The sequence below is a fragment of the Mycetocola manganoxydans genome, assembly GCF_003667545.1.
Lineage (GTDB): Bacteria > Actinomycetota > Actinomycetes > Actinomycetales > Microbacteriaceae > Mycetocola_A > Mycetocola_A manganoxydans.
The window spans coordinates 1-6,296 of sequence record NZ_RCUV01000027.1; the positions used below are offsets into that span (position 1 = coordinate 1).

General features: G+C 62.4%; 5 protein-coding genes and 1 pseudogene. 5 read left to right on the forward strand and 1 reads right to left on the reverse strand.

Going from position 1 to position 6,296, the window contains the following annotated elements:
- Nucleotides 1-15: 15 nt before the first annotated feature.
- From D9V29_RS15265 to D9V29_RS14700, 3 genes are read left to right on the forward strand one after another with little or no spacing between them, the layout of a single operon-like run.
- Nucleotides 16-144 (forward strand): hypothetical protein, encoded by a 129-nt coding sequence (locus D9V29_RS15265; RefSeq protein WP_375154070.1) that lies wholly within the window; start codon nucleotides 16-18, stop codon nucleotides 142-144.
- A 26-nt stretch (nucleotides 145-170) separates the two neighbouring features.
- Nucleotides 171-1,781, forward strand: coding sequence for a relaxase/mobilization nuclease domain-containing protein (locus D9V29_RS14695; RefSeq protein ID WP_229790598.1), 1,611 nt, complete (start codon nucleotides 171-173; stop codon nucleotides 1,779-1,781).
- An 11-nt stretch (nucleotides 1,782-1,792) separates the two neighbouring features.
- On the forward strand, nucleotides 1,793-2,662 hold the full coding sequence (locus tag D9V29_RS14700) for a hypothetical protein (protein WP_121674084.1): 870 nt from the start codon (nucleotides 1,793-1,795) through the stop codon (nucleotides 2,660-2,662).
- Here D9V29_RS14700 and D9V29_RS14705 read toward each other — a convergent pair.
- Nucleotides 2,659-3,555: pseudogene (locus tag D9V29_RS14705) on the reverse strand (IS5 family transposase). The gene D9V29_RS14700 and the pseudogene D9V29_RS14705 overlap by 4 nt on opposite strands.
- Nucleotides 3,556-3,907: 352 nt before the next feature.
- Here D9V29_RS14705 and D9V29_RS14710 point away from each other — a divergent pair.
- Together D9V29_RS14710 and D9V29_RS14715 are read left to right on the forward strand one after the other, a co-directional pair.
- Entirely contained in the window at nucleotides 3,908-4,924 is a 1,017-nt protein-coding gene (locus D9V29_RS14710) for a TerC family protein (RefSeq protein ID WP_121674085.1), read from the forward strand.
- Nucleotides 4,925-5,571: 647 nt separating this feature from the next.
- Nucleotides 5,572-6,252, forward strand: coding sequence for a hypothetical protein (locus tag D9V29_RS14715; RefSeq protein ID WP_147436311.1), 681 nt, complete (start codon nucleotides 5,572-5,574; stop codon nucleotides 6,250-6,252).
- The last annotated feature ends 44 nt before the right edge of the window (nucleotides 6,253-6,296 follow it).

Below are 6,296 nucleotides of genomic sequence, written 5' to 3' on the forward strand. Positions count from 1 at the left end.
AACGTTGCGAACAACGTGAACCAGCTCGCCCGGTTCGCCAACACGGAGAGCACGTTTCCCGCCGAGGCGGAAGCGATTGTGCAGGAGTACCGCGCGCTCGTTCCACGACTGAGTGCGGCACTGGACAGGCTTGATCAGTCATGATGCCGAACGTTACGCGTGGGAACGAGATGACCGGTCTTATGGTCTATCTCGCTGGCGGAGGGCGCCACAACGAACACCGAGAGCAGCACTTGGTGGCGGGGGATTCGGCCATCGTGACGATGTACGGATTCGACCAGCTGGACAAGGCGACAGCGCTCAAGATCGCCCATGACCTCGATGAGCCACGGACACGGCTCGGGGTCAACGTGACCCGGACTGCACGGATCACCGACCCGGATACCGGTGTGGTGTCAACGACGCAGGTAGACGCCAATGTGTGGCACTGCTCGCTCTCATTGCGGGCCGAGGAAGGCCAGCTGAGTGACGAGAAGTGGGGCGCGATCGCTCAGGACTTCGCGGACCGCATGGGCTTCACCGAAGCCAGCGGGAAAGCACCGTGCCGGTGGGTTGCGGTCCGTCACGGACTGTCCACGAACGGCAACGACCACGTGCACATCGCGGTGTCCCTGGTGCGCGAGGACGGCACCAAAGCGACAACCCACAACGACTTCGCCAAGGCGCAGAAGGTCTGCCGCGATCTTGAGCGTGACTACGGGCTGGAACAGCTGGAGAGCCGGGAAACAGGTTTGGGGGAGCGGGGTGTCAAGCCCGCGGAGCGCGCACGCCAGGAACGCACCGGAGCCGTCGAGATCGACGCGCACCGGCTGGAACGTTCTGTCCGTGCCGCCGCTACAGCGTCGGCCGACGAGGGCGAATTCGTCCGCCGGCTACGCCGCGGCGGGGTACTCATTCGCCCCCGTTTCGCCGCTGGACGCGACGACGTTGTGGCCGGCTATTCGGTCGCTCTGCGACCCGCCGAGGGCGCCACACCGATCTGGTACGGCGGCGGGCGGCTGGCTCGTGACCTCACGTTGCCGCGACTGCGCGAAGGATGGCCGGACGCACCCGCCACAGCACAGGCCGCGGCCGACGAGTGGCGCGCCACCAGCAAGAACCCATGGCAGTACCGACCGGTAGCACCGGGCCGCGAGGAAACCACCCCGGACCCGCAACTGTGGAAGCAGTACACCGACGAACTGGCGCAGCTCCGCAAGCAGCTGAGGGACGTTCCCGTTACCGACCGGGCGACGTGGGCTCACGTTGCTCGAGAGACTTCTGGAGTGTTCGCGGCATGGTCACAGCGGGTTGAGGCGACGCCTGGACCGCTCGCTGAGACTTCCCGCGAGCTGGCCCGGAGCGCCCACCTCAGAGCTCACCAGTCGAAGCCGAAACCAGCGCAGCTCGGCTCCGCAGCGAACGCCGCAATGATTCTCATGCAGGCCGCCAATGGCGGACGCGGAACCATGGCCGAAGCCATCATGCTCCGCCAGCTCGGCCGTGTCAGCGTCGCGATCCTCGACGCCCACACCGCAGCCGGCGACGCGCGACGAGCCGAACAGATGACGGCAATGATGCGCAGCAAATTCGCTCAGGTGCAACAGAGCCTGCCGGAGATCTCGACCACAACGACCCGGACCGACGGCCAGGTGATGACGTCCGAGAACGAGACCATGCGCCGCGCGACGGACGGACTTGCAGCGCCCGGCACCGGCTCGCCGCTGCCAAACAAGCTGCACCCGAAGAAGGACAAAACACCAGTCACGCCACGCGAGCGTGACGGTCACGGAAGGGACTAGGGGGACCAAACATGGCCGACGAAACAGACGGTGTAGGCGAAACGTTCGACGATTCGCTGCGCATCGCTCTCACAGTGGCATCGCAGTTCGGAGAGCGAATCTCCCGACTGCGCGAGCAGATGAGCCACACGCGAGAGGCCGCTGCACAGCAGGAGTACCGCGAGCTCGAGAACCGGTTCGAGGCAGAACGCGGCGCAGCTCGCGCCAGCCTCGAACCGGTACGGCACGCCGAGTGGTGGGACACCGCGAAAATCGACGACATTGCCCTGGCCCACGAGACAGCGACCGTGTGGCGAGACCACGACGACATTGCACGTGAGGCCGGCGACACGATCCGCCGGGAAGTGCAGGACCGCTACGGCATCGACGTCGACGCACCAGGCGGAGACCCCGCCCAAGTAGCCGCGGCATTGCGCGAAGCCGAACAGGCACGCGCGAACGCCCGCGCCGAACGAGAGCGTTCAGCGGAAGAACTCACGGCCAGCCAGATCCTCTTCGCCAACGCTGAAAGGCGAGAGCGCGAGGCTCAGGAACAGTCAGAGAAGGACTGGAACTCCGGCGACGTTGACGGCGCCGATATCGCCGATCTCAACGAGTTCGCGGATCGCGAGGCCGACTGGAAGCAAGCCGGCGAAGCAGTCAACGAGCGCGGCGCGAGCGCCCAGGAGTACGACAGCTCCGAACGCCGGCAGAAGTTCGCGTCCAGCCTCGAAGAGAAGGGCATCGCAAAAGAAACCGTCGCTGCACGGGTACTCGCAGACGGGGAGAACGCCAAGCACCCCCGCGAAGCAGTGCGTACGCAGGCTGGAAAGAGCGCGAAGATCCGCAACAAGTCAACAGGCGCGGCGCAGGAACGCACCCGTGGCGGGCTCGCTCGCTAGGGCGTGTCTCCTAACGGCTTGAGCCAGATTGTGATTGCCCGAAGGACAACTCCACCACGGTAGGTGACGGCGAGTTTGTCGTACCGGGTCGCGATGCCGCGCCATCGCTTGAACGCCTCGAAGCATCGCTCGATCACGTTGCGGCGTTTGTAGGCTTCTCTATCGAAGCCGGGAGGCCGGCCGACTTTCGCTCCACGCCGTTTACGGTTGGCGATGTGATCTGTCTTCTCCGAATCACGGCCTGGATGCTGCGATCGCGCAGCAATTCCCGGTTCGCCTTTGACGCGTAGGCCTTATCAGCCATGACCCGATCGGGCGTGGTTCGGGGTCGGCCTTTGCCAGGGCGCGGCACCCTCAGGCTCCCGATCCCCTCGGGAAACATCGGCGAGTCACCGCCTTGACCGGGGCCCAAAAGAAGAACCAGCGGACGCATGTTCGCGTCGCACAATGCATGGATCTTCGTGGTCAAACCGCCCCGTGACCGGCCAATTGCATGATCAGGCGGCTCAACGAGCAGATTCGTGTAATTCGACAGGTCCCCCTGTGGCGCGCCCGAGGTTCGTGCCATGCTGATGCGCGCGGTTCACCGTCGAGTCCACCGAAACTTCCCACTCGATCAGCCCACCGGCATCAGCCTGGGCGAGCAACTCCGTGAGGATCTTGTCCCAGGTTCCGTCACCGCTGAACCTGCGGTGTCGTTTCCACACCGTCTGCCACGGACCGAAGCTCTCCGGCAGATCCCGCCAGGGAGTCCCCGTCCGATACCGGTAGATGATCCCCTCCGTCACGCCGCGGTGGTCCTGAAAAGGACGCCCGCCTTTCGCCGCAGCACTCGGCATCAACGGCTCAATCAGAGCCCATTGGGAATCAGTCAGAGAAACAGTACGAGGCACACCGAAATTCTCTCAAACACCGACCCGCATGGTAAGGAGACACGCCCTAGCGGCTGGCTCAAACACCGTACGCAAGTGGGACCTCCTGTGGGACGTTAGTAGCGAACTTGGCTGGTGCTGAGCCGAAAAACTCATCGTCTCCCTAAAACGATGTGTTCCTCCAGCAGCTCACTATTCGGGAATCTCTCAGGAACGCTTCATCGGGTGCCGTAGTATTCCTAGTCCGAGGGGAGTACTCCGAGACGGCCGACTCGTCACTACGGATGTGTTCGCATCCCGGGTCACCGGTCCTTCATCGCAGGGATGGAGAAGACTTCGGTGTCGATCAGTCACCTCAAGTCTGGAGCCACCCTTGAACATCACCCCACTCATCTGGGTCATCACTATTGCGGTTACGATCGCGTTCTTCGTGTACGAGTTCTTCGTGCACGTGCGCAAGCCGCATGAGCCGACGATCGCCGAGTCCGCGCGCTGGTCAGCCTTCTATATCGGACTGGCTCTCCTGTTCGGGGTCGGGATCGGCGTCGTCTCGGGTTGGACGTACGGCGGGGAGTACTTCGCCGGCTATCTCACCGAGAAGGCGTTGTCGATCGATAACCTGTTCGTCTTCCTTCTGGTGATGACGGGTTTCGCTGTGCCGAAGATCTACCAGCAGAAGGTGCTGATGATCGGCATTGTGATCGCGCTGATCCTCCGCGGGATCTTCATCGCGGTCGGCGCCGCCCTTATTGCTAACTTTTCGTGGGTGTTTTATCTCTTTGGTGCACTGCTGCTGGTGCTGGCCTACCGCCAGGCCTTCGCGCATGGTGATTCCAACCCCGCGAACGGCAAGTTCATGCGCTTCGTCCGTCGTCACCTCGCGGTGACTGACGAGTACCACGGGGATCGCCTCACGGTGCGCAAGAACGGCCGCCGCTTCGTTACCCCGATGTTGCTGACGATCATCGCCATCGGTTTCGTCGACCTCATTTTCGCTGTCGACTCGATCCCGGCGATCTACGGTCTGACCGAGGAGGCGTACATTGTCTTCACGGCCAACGCCTTCGCGCTGATGGGCCTGCGCCAGCTCTTCTTCCTCATCGGCGGCCTCCTCGAGCGTCTGGTCTACCTCGCACAGGGACTCGCAGTCATCCTCGCGTTCATCGGTGTGAAGCTGGTGCTGCACGCGATGCACGTCAACGAACTGCCGTTCATCAACGGCGGGGAGCCGATGCTCTGGGCCCCCGAAATCCCCATCTGGTTCTCGCTGGTCTTCATCGGCACGACGATCGCCGTGGCGACCGTCGCCAGCCTTCTGAAGACCCGTGGCGATCGCCACGACGAGGACGTCCACCGAGCGAGCAACGAAACACAGAAAAAACTTTCTTGACACGTCAGCGCTGTTCCGAATCAACCTCTAACTCCGACGGTTCCCCGCTGATGGGCGAACCCGGCGGGGACACTACTGCCGAGCGGATGGGATGGTGCGCGCCGTAGCGTCGACGACGCGCACCGTTTCGATCAGCCCTTACCGAGCGTTGAGCCCGCCTTGGACTTGGACGGCTTCGAGGATCCCTTCGACGCGAGAACCTTGCCAGCCTTGGACAGAGAGGATTTCGACGGCTTAGCCATTGGCATCCCTCCTTTCCTGATCGTGTCGCTCAAGGTGGAGCGACATACTCTGACATTACTTCTCACCGCTGACACGATCGCCTTAGCGAAGTCCCGAAAGCCAGACGATTTGCGGCGCTCTGCGGGAACGCTCAACGGGGAAGCTAGTGCGATCACCCGCCGGCAGAGAGTGGACAACATTTGAAATGCTGCCAGGGCATCCTTCCCTGAGATAAATTCACATCCGAGAACTCGAGACGCGAAATGAATCTGCGATACCTGAATCGGCGAAAGACCGTGCCGTTGCTACTTCTCGCTGTCGCCATTGTCGGCCCTGTTGCGTTCCGCTTGACGGGGCCGTCTGACGAAAATCTGAGGGTCTGAACGTGGTTCATCTTCCCGTGCCTGGCAATCATCCTCCCTGCGTTGTGGGTGCTTCTGAGGAAGGAAAAAACGAAGACACGGCGACTCTGGCAGGTGATGATGCAGCACCATTCCGATGACGTAAAGTCCATGTTCTTTCTCTACCCGGAGACTCGAGCCGCCCTTGAACGGTTGGGCTGGAAGTCGACGATCAAGATGTTTCCGACACAACCCGTCCTCGGGGTTGCCTTCGGGACTGATCTGACGGTCTGGGAGTCCGGTCAAGCTGAGCCGACCCTCCGAATTCCCTTCTCCCAGATAGAGAGTATTGAACTCACGCACTTGAACATCGACATTTGGGCCTATCTGGCAGTGTGCCTGAAGATGCCGAATCTCGGCTTGCGTCGAAGCGAGCTCGTCCTGAATCTGGTGGAGGCGGACGGTACGACCCTCAACGAAGGGGCCCGAAGGCGTCTCGTCGAAGAACTCAGCTCGAAGCTCGCCCGACTCGAGAGCACCTCGGAGAATTCGAACAGCTCGGGATCCAGCCGATCCCGATCGCGGAGCGGGCTCGCCGCTGTAGACGCGGTCGCTCAGACCGTTCAAGGCGGAGCGGACGAAGTTGTTCTCGTAGATGTCGCCGGGACCGTCGGACCGTTCCCAGTAGCGGCCAAAGACGAGCCCGACGGTTGCGTACGTTCCGGCAGGGATGGGCGGGTTCAAGGAAGTGACGCAACACCCTGATCTCAGGGAGTTGCTATGGCTGGTCGTCCGGCGGTGCCGATCGA

Coding starts and splice junctions, on each gene's coding strand:
- D9V29_RS14695 (WP_229790598.1), top strand. CDS start 171: ATGACCGGTCTTATGGTCTATCTCGCTGGCGGAGGGCGCCACAACGAA.
- D9V29_RS14700 (WP_121674084.1), top strand. CDS start 1,793: ATGGCCGACGAAACAGACGGTGTAGGCGAAACGTTCGACGATTCGCTG.